19 protein-coding genes and 1 pseudogene are annotated in these 19121 nt (G+C 48.6%); 12 read left to right on the top strand and 8 right to left on the bottom strand.

What is annotated here, in order from left to right; genetic code table 11:
• Window positions 1-114 precede the first annotated feature (114 nt).
• Together ACQ4MZ_RS06555 and ACQ4MZ_RS06560 are read right to left on the bottom strand one after the other, a co-directional pair.
• Window positions 115-1164 carry a serine hydrolase domain-containing protein gene (locus ACQ4MZ_RS06555; protein ID WP_430843773.1) on the bottom strand — a complete coding sequence of 350 codons (1050 nt, stop codon included), beginning with the start codon at window positions 1162-1164 and terminating at the stop codon, window positions 115-117.
• A 7-nt stretch (window positions 1165-1171) separates the two neighbouring features.
• Window positions 1172-1549 carry a hypothetical protein gene (locus tag ACQ4MZ_RS06560; protein ID WP_430843774.1) on the bottom strand — a complete coding sequence of 126 codons (378 nt, stop codon included), beginning with the start codon at window positions 1547-1549 and terminating at the stop codon, window positions 1172-1174.
• A 241-nt stretch (window positions 1550-1790) separates the two neighbouring features.
• On the opposite strand from ACQ4MZ_RS06560, the gene ACQ4MZ_RS06565 reads away from it, so the two are divergent.
• Both ACQ4MZ_RS06565 and ACQ4MZ_RS06570 read left to right on the top strand, forming a co-directional pair.
• Complete coding sequence (locus ACQ4MZ_RS06565; RefSeq protein WP_430843775.1) at window positions 1791-2816, top strand: sensor histidine kinase; 1026 nt, start codon at window positions 1791-1793, stop codon at window positions 2814-2816.
• Window positions 2813-3547, top strand: a complete 735-nt coding sequence (locus ACQ4MZ_RS06570; RefSeq protein ID WP_430843776.1) for a LytR/AlgR family response regulator transcription factor — start codon at window positions 2813-2815, stop codon at window positions 3545-3547. The genes ACQ4MZ_RS06565 and ACQ4MZ_RS06570 overlap by 4 nt, the downstream gene beginning before the upstream one ends.
• Before the next feature lie 60 nt (window positions 3548-3607).
• Here ACQ4MZ_RS06570 and ACQ4MZ_RS06575 read toward each other — a convergent pair whose 3' ends face one another.
• From ACQ4MZ_RS06575 to ACQ4MZ_RS06585, 3 genes are all read right to left on the bottom strand, one after another.
• Window positions 3608-3862 (bottom strand): hypothetical protein, encoded by a 255-nt coding sequence (locus ACQ4MZ_RS06575; RefSeq protein ID WP_430843777.1) that lies wholly within the window; start codon window positions 3860-3862, stop codon window positions 3608-3610.
• Window positions 3863-4021: 159 nt separating this feature from the next.
• Entirely contained in the window at window positions 4022-5395 is a 1374-nt protein-coding gene (locus ACQ4MZ_RS06580; protein ID WP_430843778.1) for a sensor histidine kinase, read from the bottom strand.
• The gene (locus tag ACQ4MZ_RS06585; protein WP_291042224.1) at window positions 5392-6069 is read right to left on the bottom strand and encodes a response regulator transcription factor; all 678 of its coding nucleotides are present in this window, start codon (window positions 6067-6069) and stop codon (window positions 5392-5394) included. The genes ACQ4MZ_RS06580 and ACQ4MZ_RS06585 overlap by 4 nt, the downstream gene beginning before the upstream one ends.
• Before the next feature lie 146 nt (window positions 6070-6215).
• On the opposite strand from ACQ4MZ_RS06585, the gene ACQ4MZ_RS06590 reads away from it, so the two are divergent.
• The 8 genes and pseudogenes from ACQ4MZ_RS06590 to ACQ4MZ_RS06625 form a co-directional block, all read left to right on the top strand.
• On the top strand, window positions 6216-6623 hold the full coding sequence (locus tag ACQ4MZ_RS06590) for a response regulator (RefSeq protein ID WP_430843779.1): 408 nt from the start codon (window positions 6216-6218) through the stop codon (window positions 6621-6623).
• A 6-nt stretch (window positions 6624-6629) separates the two neighbouring features.
• Window positions 6630-8009, top strand: a complete 1380-nt coding sequence (locus ACQ4MZ_RS06595; RefSeq protein WP_430843780.1) for a TolC family protein — start codon at window positions 6630-6632, stop codon at window positions 8007-8009.
• 12 nt (window positions 8010-8021) lie between these two features.
• Entirely contained in the window at window positions 8022-11219 is a 3198-nt protein-coding gene (locus ACQ4MZ_RS06600) for an efflux RND transporter permease subunit (RefSeq protein ID WP_430843781.1), read from the top strand.
• Window positions 11209-12318 (top strand): efflux RND transporter periplasmic adaptor subunit, encoded by a 1110-nt coding sequence (locus tag ACQ4MZ_RS06605; RefSeq protein ID WP_430843782.1) that lies wholly within the window; start codon window positions 11209-11211, stop codon window positions 12316-12318. The genes ACQ4MZ_RS06600 and ACQ4MZ_RS06605 overlap by 11 nt, the downstream gene beginning before the upstream one ends.
• 33 nt (window positions 12319-12351) lie before the next feature.
• Window positions 12352-12837 (top strand): hypothetical protein, encoded by a 486-nt coding sequence (locus tag ACQ4MZ_RS06610; protein WP_430843783.1) that lies wholly within the window; start codon window positions 12352-12354, stop codon window positions 12835-12837.
• A gap of 325 nt (window positions 12838-13162) precedes the next feature.
• On the top strand, window positions 13163-13579 hold the full coding sequence (locus ACQ4MZ_RS06615; RefSeq protein WP_430843784.1) for a YidH family protein: 417 nt from the start codon (window positions 13163-13165) through the stop codon (window positions 13577-13579).
• Window positions 13580-13589: 10 nt separating this feature from the next.
• Window positions 13590-13790: a hypothetical protein gene (locus tag ACQ4MZ_RS06620; RefSeq protein WP_430843785.1), complete on the top strand. Its 201-nt coding sequence runs from the start codon at window positions 13590-13592 to the stop codon at window positions 13788-13790.
• A 12-nt stretch (window positions 13791-13802) separates the two neighbouring features.
• A pseudogene (locus ACQ4MZ_RS06625) lies at window positions 13803-13967 on the top strand (hypothetical protein); the annotation flags it as partial.
• Window positions 13968-14732: 765 nt separating this feature from the next.
• Here the strand turns inward: ACQ4MZ_RS06625 and ACQ4MZ_RS06630 are convergent.
• Entirely contained in the window at window positions 14733-14984 is a 252-nt protein-coding gene (locus ACQ4MZ_RS06630) for a hypothetical protein (protein ID WP_430843786.1), read from the bottom strand.
• A gap of 328 nt (window positions 14985-15312) precedes the next feature.
• On the opposite strand from ACQ4MZ_RS06630, the gene ACQ4MZ_RS06635 reads away from it, so the two are divergent.
• The gene (locus tag ACQ4MZ_RS06635; RefSeq protein ID WP_430843812.1) at window positions 15313-15438 is read left to right on the top strand and encodes a hypothetical protein; all 126 of its coding nucleotides are present in this window, start codon (window positions 15313-15315) and stop codon (window positions 15436-15438) included.
• On the top strand, window positions 15419-15499 hold the full coding sequence (locus ACQ4MZ_RS06640) for an AraC family transcriptional regulator (RefSeq protein ID WP_430843813.1): 81 nt from the start codon (window positions 15419-15421) through the stop codon (window positions 15497-15499). Before ACQ4MZ_RS06635 ends, ACQ4MZ_RS06640 begins: the two co-directional genes overlap by 20 nt.
• Window positions 15500-15613: 114 nt before the next feature.
• On the opposite strand, the gene ACQ4MZ_RS06645 is transcribed toward ACQ4MZ_RS06640, so the two are convergent.
• Both ACQ4MZ_RS06645 and ACQ4MZ_RS06650 read right to left on the bottom strand, forming a co-directional pair.
• A complete protein-coding gene (locus tag ACQ4MZ_RS06645) occupies window positions 15614-17242 on the bottom strand; it encodes a RagB/SusD family nutrient uptake outer membrane protein (RefSeq protein ID WP_430843787.1) in 1629 nt (542 codons plus the stop codon).
• Window positions 17243-17261: 19 nt separating this feature from the next.
• A partial coding sequence (locus tag ACQ4MZ_RS06650; RefSeq protein ID WP_430843788.1) for a SusC/RagA family TonB-linked outer membrane protein occupies window positions 17262-19121 on the bottom strand: 1860 nt, incomplete at its 5' end.

Genomic DNA, 19121 nt, shown 5'->3' on the forward strand with positions numbered 1-19121 from the left:
CAAATTTACAAAATTGCTTGTGCAGCTATGTGACCAGAGTCACATAGCTGCACAAAAGCTCCGAGGCGGACTTGTTTTCTATGCAAGCAGGTGTAAACGGTTAGCAACAAGCGTTCATTCCACAATATCCCTGATCATTTGGCGGATTTCCAGGCTGGTCCTAGTACTCTTTCTGGGCGTAGTCTGGGTGAAAATAATACCTGCGATTTGATGCTTTGAATCCTGCCAGGGGTGCGTGCCAAACAGCCCGGGACTGCTGCTTTCCAACACATGGCCGTCGGCATCGACTACATCGAGCCAGTTGCCGACTCCGTAACGGACCGGTCTCTGGGGCGTTGGTGAGAAAGGATTGGTAGGATAGGGTGTCCCGGTGATTTTTGCATTTTCTGTCTGGTCACTAAACATGGCCTCGATCGCGTTTTCACTGAGCACCCGATGCCCGTTGCTGGTACCGCGGTTAACCAGCATTTCAAGGAATTTCAGGTAGTCGGCAGCGGTGGTGTGCACACCGCCTGCGATGATCGGATTGCGACCGGAACGATATTCGGCCGTCATCCCGCAAGGCTGGGCAACGCGCTGCTCAAACAAATCCTGCCATTTTTTGCCTGACACGATTTCGGCAACCCTTCCGCCGATCTGCATTCCGGCGCTGCCATAGTCGAATTGGGTGCCGGCAATGCTTACCAGCGGTGTATACAGGGCAATGGAATCCACCGCCTCGGCGAGCGACATCAGCCGCTTATACTCGTACTTTTGAGGCGAGTCGCCTCCGAATCCGGCTGTATGCGCAAACAGCTGCCGGATGGTCACATGTCCTTTTTGGTGAGCAGTGAATATCGGCAGGAACTTGCCGATACTGTCGGAAAGAGACAGTTTGCCTTCATCGACAAGGCTCAGAATGACGGCCGCGGAAAGCCATTTGGTGGCCGATGCGATCGGTTTACTCGTGTGTTCGTCCAGGCCAAACCCCTTTTTGTAAATCAGCTTACCATTTTGAGAAACCAGCACGATCACCTGATCGTTGTAGTCGGCAAGGTGTGCTTCCAGGAATTTGTCTACTGTGTCAAAATTGTAAGCCGGGGGTGTCTCCGGGGAGACTTGATCGGTGTGACAGGAGCAGAATAGGAGAGTGCAAGCCGTCAGGAACCTGAATACGTTCTTCATGTCGTCTTTATGATTTGCGTTTTTTTATTTCCTGCTTCATTTCCTGTTGTTGCTGTTTGAATTGCCTGAACTGCTGCTGGCTCAGCACCATTTGCAGTTCTTTTTCCTTGGCAGCGTTTACCTGCTGAAACGCTCTCAGTTTAGAGAGTTTACTACCGCTGCCCGCAATAATTGGATCCATTTTACGGGCGTAACTTAAATTGATCGCAGACACTTTTTCGGCCTGCGCCGAATCCAGATGGAGTGTTTCTTTCATCCGTTGGGTCTGTAATTGTGCCCGCTGTTCGGCAGGTATGTCGGCGAGCCGGTTTTGCTGAGCGAGTGCATTGCCGGCAAATAGCAGCATTGTGAAAATAATGCAGAGGCCGGTGGTCAGGTTTTTCATGGGACAGTTTGTTTTGTTTCCGGTCAAAACAAACGAATGGCGGGTTGACAAAAAAAGTAAATCAACGAGGGGCTGCAAATTTGACATGGAATGCAGAAGATTGCCGACGAACGGGTATTGTCTTGGGAAATACATTTCGTTGGAAAATACCGGACGCTCATAAGATAAACCAGGCCATTCGACGGAGTTTGTTTTGCTTTCAGCAGATATCGCTTACCATTGCAGGGCAATACGGTTGTAAATGAAAAACACTGCTTTGAAGAAGGTCCCGACGATCACTTTGTTTGCCTGGCTGGGCTACTGGCTCATTTGGGTGCTTATGTTTTCAAACACGCAGCAAACGGCGGCAGCTGTTTGGAGCGCAACCATCCATGTGGGCTTACAGGCCATTATCGTTTATTTGAATACTTTGGTTCTGATTCCCTCTTTCCTGGAAAAACGGCGGTACCTGTTTTACGGGCTGCTGTGCTTTGCTGTGCTGGCGCTATTGTCAAAATTGCAGTTGACGCTGGTGCCGGCGGATGTGAAAGTGATCCTGAAACGAAACATCCAATACCCAAGAGCCTTTCAGTTTGCGCGGACTTACCTGCTTTTTATGGTGGTGCTGATCATCAGTACGGCCTGGAAATTCGCTGTTGACCGCTTCCATGCATTACAAACCCAAAATGAGATGGCCAGGAAGCAACTGGAAAGCGAGCTGCAATTCCTGAAGAATCAGATTAATCCCCATTTTTTGTTTAATACGCTCAACAACATTTACACACTCGCATACCTGAAAGAGGATAACGCCGCGCCGATGATCATGAAGCTCTCCGAGCTGCTTCGGTATATGCTTTACGAGTGCCGGGCGCAATGGGTACCGCTACAAGACGAGGTGACCTTCCTGCGTAATATCCTGGAAATGCAAAAGCTCAAATCCGAGATTTACGAGCAGCGAATGACATTTGAAGTAACAGGCGTCAGCTCTGGCCAGTTAATTGCCCCCCTGCTGCTGTTGACCTTTTTAGAGAACAGCTTCAAACATTCGGACTTGGACATGAATCCGCAGGGCTGTATTTTCGTTAGTCTGCAAGTGGACGACCGGAATACACTATCCTTCATATGCATTAACTCAAAAAGGGGAGCAGCTTCTCAGCGAAGCGAGCCTCACGGCATCGGCCTGGCGAATGTAAAAAAGCGGTTGGAACTGACTTATCCAGGTCGGCACACCCTGAAAGTTATAGACAATACCAGTACATTTGAAATCCGCCTGACTGTAAGCCTATGAAAGTTATCTGCATGATCGTCGACGACGAAGCACTGGCGCGGAAGCTGCTTGCCGAATACGTATCGAAGATCCCTTCGCTCGATCTGGTAGCTTCGTGCGCGAACGCGATTGAAGCCGCGGCCGTGCTGAAAAGCCGGCCGGTCGAATTGCTTTTCCTGGATATTCAAATGCCTGATATCAATGGCATCAACTTCGTGGAGACGCTCGCCAGGAAGCCATTGACCGTGTTTACGACTGCGTACACCGAGTATGCGGTAAAAAGTTATGAACTTAATGCACTCGACTACCTGGTCAAACCGGTCGCATTCGAACGTTTTTTTCAGGCTGTCGGTAAAGCCATGGATATTATCGGAAGCCGTAGTGCCTATCCGCAAACCGATGTTGCGACTCAGGAAGCGCAAGACTATATTTTTATCAAATCGGACGCAACAACATATAGGGTAGCTTTCGATGACATCGACTACATCGAAGCTTATGGCGAGTATGTTTTGATTCACCGCGGCTCGGACCGCCTGATGCCGCTCTTACAACTTGGTAAAATGGAAGAAATTTTACCTGCTTCCCGGTTTATGCGGGTACACCGCTCTTTTATCGTTCAATTTGCAAAGATCGAAGCCATTCAGGGTAATGTAATCTGGATTGGGAAAAAGGAAATTCCCGTTAGCAGGACCTATCGCGATGCGCTCACAGAGCGTGTTCAACGGCGGAATCTTCTTGGCAATTCTTATTAGTAGTGCTCGGAGAAGCAAAGTTAAAATCACTTGCCACCTGTTTGGCCAGCAAGTTCATGCTTACCCGTTTTCCTGGTTTGTAGTTTTATAGAGCTGCTCCAACAATTCATCAATCAAAAGATTGCTCTTTTTTTCAAACTCTTCTTCATTGAGCACACCGTTGTTAAATGCATGCGAAAGCTGATCCAGATCAGATTTTATTCTGGCCAAGTTCTCCCGCTTGCGCCTGGCAAAGGATTTGCCACGGGCTAGCCGGGAGGCAAAAGCAGAGAGAACGGGGAGGAAAATTCCAACAGCCAGGACAAATAGTAGCAAAATTAACATCTGATTCAACCTTCACGTGATGAGCATGGTTTTCAGTAATCAATGACGATCTCTTCGCTCTGATTTGTATTTTTCACTTCCCTGGGATTACGGGCATTTTGTGCCCGCCAATGGTTATGCTAACATTAAACCATTCAGCCTTGTAAACTTTCACTTAACCGGTATTGTACTTGCTGGAAGCCTGATGGCCACAGAAGTCTGATTGGTTTTGGAAGTAACCTCAAGAGTCCCTTGATGAATATCAATGATTTTTTTCGCTATGGTTAGCCCTAATCCGTAGCCTGGAATCTTACCTACGTTGTTGGCCCGCATCATGGGCATGAAAATGTCCGATATCTGTTTGTCCGGAATCCCCATTCCCTGGTCGGTAACAATGATAGTCATTTGATTACCAGTTAAATCTACGTCCAGCACTATAGGCTTTTTACCTGAATACTTGCTGGCGTTGTCCAGGATATTAGTCAGCACGGTCCTGAGAAGGACCGGACTACCAGTAACATGGGTAAGCTGACTGCTTTCTGTAAATGCATCTGATAGCACGAAATCTATTTGCTGATCGGGATGCTTTTCTCCGAAGTAAGAAATCGTATCCAGAATTGTGTCGACAATGTTGACATCCTGCTGCATTTTAACCGACTGCAGTCCTTCGACTTCTGCCAGTTGAAGCAGAGAATTGGCTAAATTGATCGCGTCCTCCAGCCGCAGTAATGCTTTTTCCATGCTGAGGCGAGTATCGGCAAGCTGTCTGTCATAGGCAATCGAGGTTTCAAGGATCCCCTTCACAACTGTCAATGGGGTGCGCAGTTCGTGCGAAGCATAGGCGACGAAATGCTCCTGGCTATCGGCAAGCACTTGCAGCCTTCCTAAAAGATCGTTGAAGGAACCAGCCAAATATGCGGCCTCGTCAGCTGTGGAAGTGCTTTGGAGCCTAAATGAAAAGTCGTTAGCCGAAGAGGGATTCATTTGCTCGATTAGTTGATCAAAAGGGTGCATTGAGCGGCGGGCAAACAAGAAACCTGCGAAAGCGACAATGACCAGCAAGATAACATTGCCTATAAACAAGATGAACAAAAGGCTGTTGGAGGCTTGCCTGCCAGGCAGATCATAGGCGGTTACCACCGATACATAACGCTGCCCGTCAATGATGAAAGAAAGTGCTACGCCCTCCTTTGGCTTATTCCAGGGAGGAGCATCATAGGTGAACTGGATTTCTCCCTGCCGGGCCTGCGCCAACAGTCCCTTCGTAAGCTTATGATCGTCCGGTCCTGATGACTTATAAATGATATTATTGTCCGGCCCCAGGATTATTTCATGCTGATCTGGCAGGGTTAGGTAACTTGACCTGTGAAATTCGGTACGGTTCTGAAAATACAGCTGTCCGGCCAGCGCGCGCCGCTGCAAACGGTTTCGCATCAATGACCGGCGGTAGGATTCATAGGTTTGGTAGATAAAAAGGGAAAACAGTAGAAGCAATGACGCTACCAGCGTGGCAAACCAGATTGTAATACGCTGTTTGATGCTCATGGTTCAGCCCCTAACATATAACCGACCCCAAATACCGTATGTAGCAATTTGGGCTCGGTTCGGTCTACCTTTCTTCGCAGGTAATTGATGTAAACGTCTACCACGTTGGTATTGCTGTTGAAATGAACATCCCAGACATTTTCAAGCAGGTCGATCCGGTTGACGACACGCCCCTGGTTGAGCATCAGGTATTCGAGCAATGCATATTCACGCGCGGTCAACTCGACCCTTTCGCCCCCTCGCCAAACCCGGTGCGAATCGGTCTCGATTGCCAGGTCAAGTAGTTCGAGTCTTTTCGGGCGCGGGGCACGTGCAGGATGCCTACGGGCCAGCGCTTTCAGGCGAAAAAGTAATTCCTTAAAGGCAAACGGTTTGGCAAGGTAATCGTCTGCGCCTGCTTCGAAGCCTAATACTTTATTATCCAGACTGCCCAACGCCGTGAGCATGATGACAGGGACGGCGGGCCAATTTTGTTTGATAAAGCGGCAAAGGTCCAGTCCATTCACGCCGGGCAGGTTTACGTCGAGCACTACCACATCAAACCGATTTTCGTTGACCATCGTACGGCCGATAACGCCATCGAAGGCAATTGAGACGCCTATCCCTTCGGCGAGCAGCCCTTTTTGAATGAACTGTGTTAGTTCGACATCATCTTCTACGACTAATACATTCATATGCATTGGTGGTTTATGCTTCCAAATTAACAACCCTGCACCTTAGAAATCCTATAAAAATGGCCGCTCTAATCAACTTTTAATAACCTTCTAATTACCCTATAAGAACTTGCCTGTTTACTTTGGGATTCAAACTCTGATGCGCAATGGCTACTGAGAATCAATGGACTGTGTTTTTCATGGAAACCGATGAAGATGATGTGATTTTCTTTGAAATGGCCGTGACGCAAGCCCATCCTGATTGTGTTGTCGAACGCTTCGATTCGTTTGAAAGCTTAATTGACGGGGTGGCTTTCCATGGCTCTTTGCAGCGCATCATCCTATTTATCAACCTGACAATGCTTACAGGAACCGGATTGGATATGCTTGACCAGATCCGCCGAAGCCCTGCCTTTGACCAAGTGCCTGTTTTTATCTTGTCGGCCAATACCAATCCCGATATGATTTCAGATGCATATAACCGAAAGGTAAATGGCTATTTGTTTAAGCCGGTGTCTTTCAATCAGTGGAAAGAATTGCTGCGTCCGGTAGTTTTATTTGCGAAGAACTTATAAACCAATATGTTAAGAATATCGCGTGCCCTTTTTATTATTTTAACAGCCTTCGTTAGCCATTCAGCCGCGCAAGGTCAACTGCTCAGTATCGAGCAAGCGGTTAACGCTGCTATCGAGAAATACCCTACGATTCAGGCCCAAAGGGCAGCATTGTCCGCGTTTCAAGCCGGCGCAAGCGTTGTAAAGGACAACCGGCTACCGAATGTAAGGCTTCACGACCAGATCGATGTCGGCACAGCAAACGGATTGTCCGGCTCTTACTTTTCAATGGGGATGATCGTTCCCACTTCCGGTGGCCGAAGGCCTGAAAACCGCATGGATCTGACTTCTGGCAACATAGCGCTGGCAACCGCAGACTGGGAAGTATACAACTTTGGCCGTTTCAAAGCGGAAGACCAGCTTGCCAATGCGGATATCGCTATCGGTCAGGCGGGTCTGGCACGAGAAGAATTTCTGCTTCGGCAGGCGGTGGTCGGGACCTACCTGGATGTGTTGTGGCGGGGAAGGATCCTTCAAATCGAATCCCAGAACCTGGCCCGGGCCGATACGGTCAGTAAAATCATCAATAACCTTGTAGGTAACGGTATCAGACCCGGACTTGACTCGTCTCTGGCAAGCGTGGAGCTATCCCGGGCCCGGCTCAACTACTACGAGATCGATGAAGGACTTAGGCGTTCATTCTTGCAGCTGGCCATGCTTACCGGCAGGACAGTAAACGAGCTGGTCATTGATACTACATTCCATGAGCAGGTCCTTCTTTCTCCCCCGCTTGATTTACAGGTCGGGGCCGGACACCCGCTACTTCGCTACCAGGCAAGTTTGTTGAGCAGACAGCAAACCGAGGTGGAACTCATCCGGAAAACAGCACTGCCCAGGGTATCGGTGATGACAGCCGCCTGGGCTCGGGGTACTAGCCTTGATCTGGATAATAACTTTGGACCACTTGGTCCAGGGTTTGGATATAGTCGCACTAATTTTTTGGTGGGCCTTGCCGCAACGGTCAACCTGGTTGATTTCAGGCGCGTGAAAAGCCGCATGCAGGTCCAGCGGTGGAAAGTGAAGGAAGCGGATACAAAGCTTGATTTCGAAAGAATGAAGCTTGAAAACACCCTTGCTGCTTCCGACTCGGTCATGTCGATCATGCGCCAGGCCTTACGTGAGCTTCCTACCGCGATCCGTTCCGCAGAGAGCGCCTATCAGCAGCGACTTTCCCTCTATAACAATGGTATTGAAAACATCCTGGGACTCACCGATGCCATGCAGCTTTTAACCAAAGTTGAGAAGCAGGCAGTTGACATACAACGACGCGCAGTCGAGCTCAGGTTGCAACGCGCGTACGCTACCAGCGACTTCGATGAGTTTTTTAGTTTTTTCCGCCGGCCGTAAAATCCCTTTTCCATGTTAAATCTATCATTAAAACGTCCGATTGCGGTACTGGTTTTTGTAGCCGGGCTGGTGGTCTTTTCCATCATGGCCGCTACAAAGATCCCTGTCGATATTTTTCCCAAGCTTAATTCGCCGGTCATATACGTTATCGAGCCCTATGGCGGGATGTCTCCGGCCCAGATGGAGGGCTTTTTCGCTACCCGGATGCAGGACCAGTTCCTGTACATAGGAGGGATCAAGGAAATTTCCAGTAAAAGCGTGCAAGGACTTACGATCGTCAAGCTATCCTTTTATGAAGGAAGCGATATGGCTCAGGCTGCGGCAGAAGTGGCAATACAGGTCAACAGGGCGATGAAATTCTTTCCGCCTGGCGCACTGCCGCCACAGGTAGTACGTTATGACGCGTCATCCGTACCGATAGGTGATTTAGTTTTTAGCAGCAAAACGCGGCCCCTGAAAGAAATCCATGAACTTGCCGTGACCAGGGTACGTCCTCTTTTTTCGACAGTGCCCGGGCTTACCGCGCCTCCTCCAATCGGTACAAATGCCCGTACGGTTGTGATTAATCTGGACCCGCAAAAAGTACGCTCTTTGAACCTGTCACCAGATGAAGTGGTAGAAGCGCTCGCGTCCAATAACGCAATGACCCCATCTGGAAATATCAGGGTTGATAACACGACTTATATAACCACGCTTAATTCGCTGGAAGAACGGGTGGCAGATTTTGGCCAGATTCCGGTCAGTACTCAAGGGCGCCGGACGGTGTTTTTAAGGGATATAGCCAATGTGGCCGATGGTTCGGATGTTACCGCGGGCTATGCACTTGTCAATGGTAGCCGTTCTTCCTATATCCCCGTGGTGAAGACGGCTGATGCATCGACCTGGGATGTGGTGACGGCTCTGAAAGCGAAGCTACCTGAAATGCGCAGCCTTCTGCCAGACGACATTGAAGTGAATTACGAGTTTGACCAGTCCATATTTGTAATCAATTCCGTCAAAAGCCTGCTTTTTGAGGGTGGGCTAGGGGCGCTTTTAACAGGGCTTATGGTACTGCTGTTTTTGGGAGATTGGCGCTCATCGCTCATTGTAATTATCACGATCCCAGTTTCAGTGATTTCGGCCGTACTTTGCCTGAACCTTGCAGGGCAGACGATCAATATCATGACGCTTTCAGGTCTTGCGCTGGCGATCGGGGTACTGGTCGATCAGGCTACGGTGACAATCGAGAATATCCACCAGCACCTTGAGATGGGTAAGCCCAAACGGCTGGCCATATACGATGCGTGCCGGGAAGTCGCCCTGCCGCTGTTGCTGATCTTGCTTTGTATTATCGCGGTATTTGCACCGTCATTTATCATGTCCGGTGTGCCTAGGGCCATGTTCTTGCCGCTTTCGCTTTCGATAGGGTTCGCTATGACGGTGTCCTACCTTTTGGCCCAGAGTCTGGTTCCGATTTTGGCCAATTGGATGCTTAAAGAGCACCAAGGCCATGCACACCAGCAGGAAAGTACCAAAACGCCTGGATTTTTTGACAGGGTACGCTTAGGTTTTATGTCACATAACAGGAAGCTGCTTGCGGCCAACCGGCTTGTAGTCGGCGTCTATGCTGTGTTGATTGTCGGTTTAGCTGCCTGGGGATTTGCGGTGATCGGCAAGGATATGCTCCCTCAGATCAATTCGGGGCAAATGGTGATCCGGATGAAAACACCGGATGGCACGCGCCTGGAACGTACCGAAGAAGAAGTGAGTGAACTTTTGAAATTGGTAAACGATGCCGCAGACGGACATCTGGAGGTTTCATCTGCGTATGTCGGGGTAGTGCCTACTAACTACGCGACCTCCAACCTCTATGTCAGTACCAGCGGCCCAAACGATGCGGTTATCAAAGTAGGTCTCGCGGAGGGCTACAAAACCAATATCCAGGACCTTAAAGAACGCATCCGAACGATGGTGCATCAGGAAATGCCTGACATTACCCTCTCATTTGAACCGGCCGACCTGACTGAAAAGCTCATGAGCGGCGGGGCTTTCACGCCCATTGAGGTGCAGGTCGCGGGCCGGGACATGAAAGAAATTGAAGGCTATGCGTCCAAATTGGTTGGAAAACTGTCCCAAGATGATCACCTGCGTGACGTCCGGATTGTGCAGCCGCTCAAATTTCCGGTCATCAATATCAAACTTGACCGTCAGAAGCTAGCGGTGATGGGACTGAGCTTGCAAGCAGCGGCCCGCTCTATTACTGCATCGACGTCGTCGAGCCGGTACACTGAAAAAAACCAATGGCTCGACCCGAACTCTGCATATACCTACCAGGTGCAGGTTCAAATCCCCGAATTTGCTATGCGTAACCTGGCCCAATTGCAGGAGGTGCCTCTGGTAGCGGGCCAGGCCCGCCCAGTATTAGCGGATGTTGCCACTTTTTCGGTGGATACTTTACCCGGAGAATATTCCAGGATTGGACCCAGACGTTTCGTAACAGTCTCTGCCAACATGCACCATCAGGATCTTGGTTCGGCAACCACCTCAGTCGAAAATGCCATGGCCTCGCTTGGTCAGCCGCCGAAAGGCATTTTGACCGAAGTAAAGGGAATGTCTTCACTTTTGACCGAGACACTTAACAGTCTTCAAATCGGTTTAAGTATCGCCATTTTGGTGATCTTCCTGCTGCTTGCGGCCAACTACCAATCCTTTAAATTGTCACTGGTGATTTTGTCGACGATCCCGGCTGTAATTGCCGGCTCGATTGCCGCTTTGCTTCTGACTGGAAGTACGTTGAACCTGCAATCTTACATGGGTATCATCATGTCGACAGGTATTTCGGTGGCCAACGCGATCCTGATCGTAACAAACGCCGAGCGCTTGCGCTGGGAATACCGCGATGCCGGTAAAGCTGCGCTTGACAGCGCAGCTCTTCGCTTGCGGCCGGTTCTGATGACAAGCTTTGCGATGGTGGCCGGGATGGTGCCCATGGCGTTGGGCACCGGTGAAGCGGGCGAACAAGTAGCGCCACTGGGAAGGGCCGTAATCGGCGGACTGGTAGCGTCTACATTGGCAGCATTGTATATTGTTCCGCAGGTGTATGCGCTTTTGCAAAAGAAAACTCCGCTCCAAGATCCTTCACTGCTTCCAGATCACCCGGCAGCGGTGCATCCATCCCTTTCAACAAACGGCTCCTATAAACCTGAACAACCATTAAGAAATGAGAACTAAGCCATATAACTGTTTAATACTACTCGCAGGACTGGGTGCTTTTTCAGCCTGTTCTTCCTCTGAATCATCGACTCCCAAGGAATCAAAAAAGCAAAAAAACAAGAGCGAAGTTTCCTTTAAAATCGGCGAAGTATCAGAAGGGTCAGTCGGTCAAGAGATCCAGCTGCCGGGCGAGTTTCTTGCCTTTCAGGAGGTCAGTATTTACCCTAAGGCCGATGGCTTTGTACAGAAAGTGCTGGTAGACCGTGGCTCCCCCGTGCGGAAAGGAGAGGTGTTGATGGTGCTGGAGGCGCCCGAAACCGAGCAGCAACTGGTCGCGGCGCGTTCCAATTTTTTGAAAGCCCAGGCCATGCTCGTGGCTAGCAAGGAGCACTACCGCCGGCTCAAAGCCAGTACACGTATAACCGGCTCGGTATCTGCGCTCGATCTGGAAAGCGCACATGCCAAGATGATGGCCGACAGCGCCTCGGCGATGGGAGAAAAAGCGAATTTCGATGCATTGACTGAAATTAAAAGCTACCTGACCGTTAGGGCACCGTTCGATGGGATTATCACAGAGCGTAATGTCCACCCCGGGGCACTAGTGGGATCAGGGCTTAGGCAGGTGGGACCCATGCTTAATTTACAGCAGCAGGACCGGTTAAGGCTCGTGGTGGATGTCCCCGAGAATTACAGTCTTGGCCTGAAAAGGGGCAAGCCGGTAAGCTATCATATCAACGCGGTGCCTGGCGAAACTTTCAAAGGCACGGTAAGCCGCCGGTCAGGCAATATGAACCTGAAATTCAGATCTGAAACCGTGGAAATCGATGTCAACAATGCAAGCCGGATGATTAAGCCAGGCATGTTTGCAGAGGTGACGCTCACGCCCGAAGGAACCGAAGGCGCGCTCATTGTGCCCAGCACAGCCGTTGTCGTTTCAACCGAGCGTCAGTACGTGATCAAAGTGAACCATGAGGGTAACGCCGAGTTTGTGGATGTACGTCTGGGGCAGCAGGCGAAAATGACAGAGGTATTCGGAAACCTCAAAAAAGGAGATAAGATTATTGTGAACCCGCGAAATGACCTCAGACAGGGAACGAAAGTAGTGGCAAGCCGGTAACTTGTCGCCAAGAGCGGCATAAACTTACACAATATGGTGCATTCAAATAGTGAATTTATGCATTTGTGCTTGTCGCTACTGGAAAAGCAGCGCGATGAAAAGCTTAGGAAGGTGCTGATTGATGAAGCCATCGGGTTTGCGACCAGGCCGATCGAAGGCAGAATGTCCGTTGACGTGTATGGCCGCTATTTGTTTTGCAAGGTCCTTGCGGAGGTATACTATGCGGGCATGAAAGCAGGTCATGCAGCTATTGGGGTGACGGCGGCAACAGGCAGTCAGATGACAAGAAAGATAGAAAGTTTAAGTGCAGCCCAAAAGCTTGCTTTGGAGGTAGCCCCTTTTATTAAAGCGCTAAGGGAAACGGGATATATTTCGCTGAATGAAATTGCGAATAAGTTAAATGAGCTTGACAGACCAGCGCCAAACGGGATAAAATGGGATGCACAACTAGTCGAGAGAACGGAGAGTTTAATTTTTGAAATCAAAAAAGAAAGGCAAGGGAATCTGCGAGTATTTTGATTAAAACAGGGACCTGCATGTTGACGACTGTCAAAATTTTGACGCACCCATTTTTAAATATTTGAGATAGTATGGCGTAAATCGCTATGCATGAGCAGATGATGCCTAATCCACTGCGATCGTTTCGCAGTGGATTTTTGAGCGTGGAATTGGATCTATTTGCCAGGAAAAATGCCTGGAAACTGTATTTTGCTACTACAAGAAAATGTTAACTTAGTAATCATTTTTGGTGTGATAAGATCGCACTATGTTCGTTTAGAATAAAGCCAGTATTCGTTGAACGCTGGCTTTTTAGTTTTAGAAAACCGATACAGCTTTGATAAATATGTCAAAAAATACAATTCGCGATATTAAAGAATACAAAGCCAATGACCATCTGGCCAATGAGCGGACATACCTTGCCTGGGTCCGGACTGGTGTCGGGATTATGGCGTTTGGCTTTGTTGTCGTCAAATTTTCCCTATTTATCGCCCAGATTGGTTTTGTACTGGATAAACCGGTCAAAATTCACTCGCACGGCTATTCCAAAATTATCGGAATTGTGCTGGTGCTACTAGGCATCGGAGCGATATTGTTGGGGTTCATCCAGTACCGTCTCACAGAGGAAGAGCTGAAAAGGGGGACTTACCATCCCAGAAGCTGGCTGACGAATCTGCTGACTGCTGTCCTGATGCTAATAAGTGTCCTGCTTGTGGTGTATCTGGTGCAAAGCGTCAACTTCCAAGATTACTTAACTCAGTAAAATCCGAGCTATGGCAAAAGCCTTAAAATCATACCATACATTCCTGACGAGTTTGTTCCCACTTGCGGCAGCATTTTTCTTATTTGATCGCAGGCCAGTGCCCGCCGCTAATGAACTCTTTATGGGGACAGGCTATATGACAGCCGATATCGAAGGACCTGTCAGAAATGAGGATGGTACATTGTTACCGGAGGTCCAAGTAATCATTTAAGGAACACAGCGTAGTGCACGTACCAATGCTGCCGGGCGATTTCTGATCTCAGTCAATGCAGGTGAAGAAGCGACTTTGGTTTTCTCCTTAGCCGGCTATCAGTCACAAGAAATTCAGTTGGGCACTAAGACATCCCTGGATGTCATGTTGAAAGCAGAATCAGGCCAAGCCAGATAGCGATGATGTTTCATCATTAGTATGGCAGCCTGGTCTCGCCGGCAAATTGTGGTTCGCTCTCCGAAATTACAGACGTCGCTGGGTAATCGCCGTATGAGGCGTGCGCTGGAAATATTCGCTAATTTTCGAGCAAAAAGAACTGGCAGATGATGGGAATTGTAAAACTGATATACCAGGTAAAAGTGCGGTGTTGCCATTTTCGCTGTAATGATTTACAGATCGTCTCTGGGTCTGCTTTGACGCGGGTAACGAGAATAGGTTCTGAAAGCGTTCAAGGCCGTTCATGAATAGATCAAAGCTTACTCTGAATACTTTGTAAACGAAATCTGTAAGCGAAGTCTGCCAATAACTGCGCTCCCGCGGCACACCACAAGAAGCTCGGATTCCCCGACCGGTACTTGACGCTGTGGATTTTTCTTACGATGGAGGGGCATCCTTGGAAATGTTATGGCAACACTGGCGAGGTGTTTAGAGTTTCTATGCCTATTTCTTCACTACAGTTTTGTCGCTTCTGATCGGTTTGAGAGGGGCGGCTGTTAATGTCTCTGTTGCTGAAATTGCAATAAGCGTTGCAGCGTACCTTTGCATTCCCTTCGCGGCTGGAATGCAAGGTGGAATGGAAAATCAGCTATTACAATCTGGTCATGATCATTTCCGTAGGTGTCTCGATTCAAGTTGACTTCCGGAAACGGCGGCAAGGTTCCCGTGCACAGTTATCTCACATTTTACGACGTATTGATAGATTACAATGCTCTATCAGCGGATTTAATTGAATTTGAAAATACTGAGCACGTAGATGACCAGAAAAAGCAGCATTTGAATGAGCTGCACGAGCATAAAATTCCTGTTGGCAGCGCGCCAATGAGTCGTTAAAGAACAATCACTCAACGCCTGGCCAAGCCTTTTGCCAACAGCCCGCCGGAAGCCCAGACCGTTGATGACGATGAGCAGCAACACGGCCATTTTCACCCTGAACCAAAGTTGGACGCCCCAAACCTGATGTAATTCGATCATCATAGCAACGCCCGATGCCAGTAAGCATACCTATCCCCAGGAACGTTTGAAGACTATGAAGATAACCTTCTATTGCAAATTGCCTGCCGTCAATTGCCAGGAGGATGGCCCGAAATAGGCGGAACGTGAAGAAGTTCAGGAAGGTAGTTACTGCTATAATGGTAATACCAACAATGTGAACTACCAGAGCCGCATTATAGATAATTGGGTTCATGCTGCCTGCTTAGTTGATTTTTTCCTTTCCTGACACGTACCTGATGCAGATAGACACCAATCTGACTGTGGAACACCAATCGGACCTGGCCAGTTATAATGCCGACTATTTTCCAGGATTTTTACTAAATACACGGGAGAACGACCACTCGCATATATTCAGAAGAAAAGAGTTGAAAGGGCCTGTGGCCTGATAATTGCAACAAATCTTCCCTTGTCAGAAATTGCCTGGGAGGGGGGATAGTCTTACTTACTTCTCTCGCACTTTTAAGGAAATCACCGGGCAGACGCCGACTTATTATTAGAGAATCAGTAGCGTTGTATAAGAGAAATGGTCGTGTCAGTTCAGGTCGGTCAAATGAAACAACCGGGTCCCATAGGGCTTCCGGTTGTTTCACGTAAAGTAGTTATTAGGTAAGTCAGTACCCGTCATTCTGCTTCAAATTCGAGTTTTTGTTAAGCTCAGTCCTCGGAATAGGAAGCAGAGCTCGATAAGCCCCGTTAGGCACGTGCGATAGCCACGATTTGGTTGTGAAAACCCCAAAGCGGATAAGATCCTGCCGACGGCGACCTTCCTGTGCGAATTCCCAGCCCAGCTCATCCAGAAACCTGCCATATTTGATATCGGCACCTCCCTGGTTAGTGGTGGTCGTGTGGTTTTTCAATCCGTATGCATAAACGCTTCCTTTTTGGAGGTCTGCCGCGGAGACTACCGCTTTTGCCGGGTTCGTTTTAAAATTACGAGCCCGGACCATACTCACGATAGTGGCGGCCTCGGCCGCGTTTCCACTGCGTAGAAGCGCTTCCGCTTTCATCAACAGCACGTCCGCGTACCTCAGCAGGGGCCAATCATTACTCAGGTTCACCGTGGTGCCTTTTTCTATTTCGAACTTGCCGAGCCTAAAACCATGCACTTCTTCTGACTGATCTACACCGGGCAGCTGGTTGATATAGCTGAGGGGTTTTCCTGCAAACGCTCCCAAAGTGCACATCAGTGGCGTGCCGCCTGCTGAATACTGCGGGCCCTGGATCCAGTTGCTTACCAATCGTTCATCGTCTTTGTCGAACGAATCTATGAATTGCGGGATTGCACAAATTCCGCCCCAAGGAGTGTTGAGCAGGTTGTAGGTCGCTTGGTTGGCCGGCTGCAACGTCTCCATGTGAATGGAGAATCCGTTCCAGTCGGTCACGTATTTGATATCAAACGGAATGGCGAAAATGATTTCCTTGCTGGACTCATTATTGGTTTTAAAAACCTCTTTCTGCGTCGCTTCCAGTGCGTACCCTGCCCCGGAATTGATCACCAGGTTGCACTGCTCGACACATTTGTCCCAAGCGGGAGCGCCGGTGTAGACCTCTGCATTCAAATACATTTTGGCTAGCAGCGCATGCGCGCCCCATTTGTTGAAACGGCCGTAGGTGGTCGGGTCATTTTTATCGGATAACAGCGGTGCATTATCCAAAATATCCTTTACGATAAAATCGAAAACCTCCTTGCGTGTGCTTTGCTTTGGCAGAAAACCTGCGGGCACATCGAACTGCGTAATGATCGGAACATTTCCGAACAGATCGCAGAGCACATAATAATAGGAGGCCCGAAGAACTTTAAGTTCTGCGATAACTGCATCTTTCCCTTCGGTAAAAGGAATACTTCCCGATTCGATCTGATAGATTAGCCGGTTGCAATTGGCGATTCCGGCATAGGATCTGTTCCAGTTGTTGCTCGCGATCTCATCGTCGGCTGTCCATTTATGGTCATGGATTCTTCGGTAGACCCCACCGTCGACCCAGCCGTTCGGGCGTGAAGGGATCACCAGTTGGTCGCCTGAGATTTCCTGGGTGCGGAAAAGTCCATTCCATTGCTGCATCACATCGCGCCAGTTGGTGTAAGCGGCTCCGACAAGTGAGGCCACGTCGCTGGATGTTGGGGTAAATTGTTGGGCGATGATACGATCAAAGCTTTCATCCTTCAAATCGGTGCACGAAGTGCTTAACAAAAGCGCCGCTATCGCGACCTTGCTTTTTAGTCCAAAGTGTAAATTTCTCATTTTAAGTATTTTTAAGATTTCACAATGCCAGGTTTAGACCCAATGTAAATGTCCGTGTCATAGGGTACTTATCCCGGCTGTCGTTTCCGGGGGAAAGTCCGAGCCTATCTACCTCAGGGTCTACTCCCTTGTATTTTGTAAAAGTGAACGTGTTCAGCGTTGAGCCGTAAATCCGAACGGACTTGATGTATTTGCTCTTGAGTTTTTTGAAATCATATCCCAGCGTGATGTTGTCTATCTTCCAGAAGTCGCCATCTTCGATATAGTAGCTATTGAATTCCTGAGGCATGGACGAGCTCAATACTGCTTTGTCAAAGACTTTGTCATAGGACGATTTCAGAGTATTGTACTGTTGCAGGCCTGTGCTTTCGAAGAACATTCGCTGGTAGTTCAAGATCTGATAACCGAATGCACCGCGCATGGTAACACCCAGATCAAAGTTTTTGTACTGTAAGTTGTTATTGAAATTCAGATAGAATTTTGGCAAACCGTTGCCGAGAACACGTTTGTCTTCAAATGCGTGCTGAAACTCATCGTAGTTCTGCGGTTGTCCATCGCGTCCTTCGTAGATCCACTTACCATGCTCGGAAATATCCAACACTTTGAATCCGTAAAAGTCACCGATCTGGTCCCCGATCCTTACAATGTGCGTGAAAGTTTGGACCGGGTCACCGGTTCCGCCTGTGGTAAAAAAGTTGTTCGTAGTTTTATAAATGTCATTGGAGAGACTCACCAGCTTGTTGGTGTTAGTAGAATAGTTGATGCTCGAATTCCAGGTGAAGTTGCTAGTCTGAACCGGCACAAAATTCACGAGCACTTCCAATCCCCGGTTTTCCATGATTCCGACATTAGCGCGTGTTGACGTATACAAATTGGGAGGGGAGGGCACTTGAAAATCATATAGAAGCCCGTTAATCCTCCGGTTGTAAAAATCGATGCTACCACTGATCCTGTTTTTGAGAATGGCAAAGTCCAGTCCTATGTTGGTTTCGTGTTTTTCTTCCCACCTGAGGTCAGGATTTGGGTTTTGGGCAGGAACAAGGGTCTGTATCCATTTGCCATTGCTGTAAAAGAATTTCTGATAGTTCAGGATCGCCACACCAAGGAAGAGGTTGTTAGGCTGCGTTCCTGTTACACCGTAACCTGCCCGCAGTTTCAGATCGTCAAAAATCGTCAGGCTCTTCATAAATGCTTCATTACTGATACGCCATCCCAGGGATACCGCCGGAAATGTGCCCCAGGGTTTCTTTGCTCCATATAATTGACTTGCACCTTCGTGCCGAATGCTTGCGAGCAGAAGGTATCGGTCGTCAAAATTATACGTTGCCCTTGCGAAGAACCCGATCAGGTTTGTTTCTCTTTTGGAGCTTCCAATAGGTGCGAGTCCTGTTCGTAGCGCGTTTCCAATCCCTATGTTGTTGTATGAGAACTTGTCGGTTGGAAAATCCCAGTTCTGCATAAACGAATCGGAGAATGAGTAATCCTGGTAGCTATAACCGCCCAGCAAAGTCATTTTATGGCGGTTAATGTTTTTGGAATATTGGGCTGTGAGCTCCATCAACTTATCAACCGATCGTACCGAGCCGATAGAGGCATATCCATTTCGTCCGTCGCGCAAGGCAGATACGTGGTTTTTTGTTTCGGAGTAACCTCGATTTTGATTATACTGGTTATAGGAGAAAAGCGCCGATAATTTCAGGTCTTCAACAGGATTGTAGCTTAGGTTCGTCTGTATCCTGGTGTTCTGCGAGTTGTTTTTCCCATCACTTTCCCGCAAACGTGCGACAGGGTTGTCGTAGTTGAAAATTCCTGTTTGCTGAAACCAAGTCCCATCGGGATTCTGTAAAGGTGCTGTGGGATTTTGAATGAGTGCCTGACG

The sequence above is a fragment of the Dyadobacter sp. BHUBP1 genome, assembly GCF_050587785.1.
Lineage (GTDB): Bacteria > Bacteroidota > Bacteroidia > Cytophagales > Spirosomataceae > Dyadobacter.

Coding starts and splice junctions, on each gene's coding strand:
- ACQ4MZ_RS06555 (WP_430843773.1), bottom strand. CDS start 1,164: ATGAAGAACGTATTCAGGTTCCTGACGGCTTGCACTCTCCTATTCTGC.
- ACQ4MZ_RS06560 (WP_430843774.1), bottom strand. CDS start 1,549: ATGAAAAACCTGACCACCGGCCTCTGCATTATTTTCACAATGCTGCTA.
- ACQ4MZ_RS06565 (WP_430843775.1), top strand. CDS start 1,791: ATGAAAAACACTGCTTTGAAGAAGGTCCCGACGATCACTTTGTTTGCC.
- ACQ4MZ_RS06570 (WP_430843776.1), top strand. CDS start 2,813: ATGAAAGTTATCTGCATGATCGTCGACGACGAAGCACTGGCGCGGAAG.
- ACQ4MZ_RS06580 (WP_430843778.1), bottom strand. CDS start 5,395: ATGAGCATCAAACAGCGTATTACAATCTGGTTTGCCACGCTGGTAGCG.
- ACQ4MZ_RS06585 (WP_291042224.1), bottom strand. CDS start 6,069: ATGAATGTATTAGTCGTAGAAGATGATGTCGAACTAACACAGTTCATT.
- ACQ4MZ_RS06590 (WP_430843779.1), top strand. CDS start 6,216: ATGGCTACTGAGAATCAATGGACTGTGTTTTTCATGGAAACCGATGAA.
- ACQ4MZ_RS06595 (WP_430843780.1), top strand. CDS start 6,630: ATGTTAAGAATATCGCGTGCCCTTTTTATTATTTTAACAGCCTTCGTT.
- ACQ4MZ_RS06600 (WP_430843781.1), top strand. CDS start 8,022: ATGTTAAATCTATCATTAAAACGTCCGATTGCGGTACTGGTTTTTGTA.
- ACQ4MZ_RS06605 (WP_430843782.1), top strand. CDS start 11,209: ATGAGAACTAAGCCATATAACTGTTTAATACTACTCGCAGGACTGGGT.
- ACQ4MZ_RS06610 (WP_430843783.1), top strand. CDS start 12,352: ATGGTGCATTCAAATAGTGAATTTATGCATTTGTGCTTGTCGCTACTG.
- ACQ4MZ_RS06615 (WP_430843784.1), top strand. CDS start 13,163: ATGTCAAAAAATACAATTCGCGATATTAAAGAATACAAAGCCAATGAC.
- ACQ4MZ_RS06620 (WP_430843785.1), top strand. CDS start 13,590: ATGGCAAAAGCCTTAAAATCATACCATACATTCCTGACGAGTTTGTTC.
- ACQ4MZ_RS06630 (WP_430843786.1), bottom strand. CDS start 14,984: ATGATGATCGAATTACATCAGGTTTGGGGCGTCCAACTTTGGTTCAGG.
- ACQ4MZ_RS06645 (WP_430843787.1), bottom strand. CDS start 17,242: ATGAGAAATTTACACTTTGGACTAAAAAGCAAGGTCGCGATAGCGGCG.